The 1,397-nt window shown below is 45.2% G+C and carries 1 pseudogene; it reads left to right on the top strand.

Annotation, left to right across the window (positions count from 1 at the left end):
• Positions 1-808, top strand: a pseudogene (locus tag ACM5QX_RS29485) (hypothetical protein); the annotation flags it as partial.
• Positions 809-1,397: the final 589 nt, after the last annotated feature.

Below are 1,397 nucleotides of genomic sequence, written 5' to 3'. Positions count from 1 at the left end.
CGATCAAGCTCTCAATCTCGCTCCTGACGACACTTATGCTCTCAACAACAAAGGGAATGCGTTACAAAGTTTAGGGAATTTGCAAACAAAACTCGCCCAGCATCCCCAAGCCATACAATCCTACACTAGTGCGATCGCCACCTACGATCAAGCTCTCAATCTCGCTCCTGACGACACTTATGCTCTCAACAACAAAGGGTCAGTCTTAAAAAATTTAGGGGATTTGCAAATAAAACTAACCCAGCATAGTGAAGCCATAGAATCTTACACTAGTGCGATCGCTGCTTACGACCAAGCCCTCAATCTCGCTCCTAACTACACCTATGCTCTCAACAACAAAGGGTCAGTCTTAAAAAATTTAGGGGATTTGCAAACACAACTAACCCAGGATAGTGAAGCCATACAATCCTACACTAGTGCGATCGCCGCCTACGACCAAGCCCTCAATCTCGCTCCTCACTACATCAATGCTCTCAACAACAAAGGGCTAGTGTTACGAAGTTTAGGGAATTTACAAACACAACTAGCCCAGCATAGTGAAGCCATAGAATCCTACACTAGTGCGATCGCCGCCTACGACCAAGCTCTTAATCTCGCTCCTGACTATATCAATGCTCTCAAAAACAAAGGGCTAGCGTTACAAGGTTGGGGTAAGTTACTTTTACAGTTATCCCAAAAACCAGAAGCAGTCAATCATTTACAAGCAGCATTAGCCGCCTTTAATCGCTCCCTAGCAATAGTTCCCGGTGATGAGAGTGTTCGCAACTTAAGAGATGAACTACAAGAATTTCTGGATAATTTAGACTAAATTCACACGATGTGCGACTTATTTCTTAGAACCCCTCTCCATAGAGTATCCGCGTAGCGTATGCTTTGAACTCTTGCTCCCTTTCCCTGGTCTAGGTGTACACACAAGTCTAATAACCTAGCCCCATAACCTTTTGATCCCCCCTAACCCCCCTTAAAAAAGCTACCGTGTATACACAAGTCTTGAAATCCCATCTAACGCTTGATTTCGTCGTCTGGCTCTAGGCTGTGCGATCGCTCTGGAAGCCTGTCATTGCGAGGAGGAACGACGAAGCAATCGCAAAAACTATGGGATTATTGCGATTACTTCGCTCCGCTATCGCTGCGCTCGTAATGACAATTTAAGGGGGCTATAACGTCTGAAACCCTTTCAGATAGTACTTGTGTATACACCGTAGCTTAAAAAAGGGGGGAACAAGAATCAAAGTCCCCCTTTTTAAGGGGGATTTAGGGGGATCTAGCCACATTTTGCACCCAGCACAAAGATGTGTGTACACCGTAGATGTAAATCTTCGTGAGCGAGTCTTTGATACTGGTGAGCGAGTCTTGAATACTCGTGAGCGAGTCTTGAATACTCGTGAGCGAGTCTT

The sequence above is a fragment of the Anabaena sp. CCY 9910 genome, assembly GCF_963920875.1.
Classification (GTDB): domain Bacteria; phylum Cyanobacteriota; class Cyanobacteriia; order Cyanobacteriales; family Nostocaceae; genus Trichormus; species Trichormus variabilis.
This window is presented reverse-complemented; position numbering and strand designations above follow the sequence as displayed.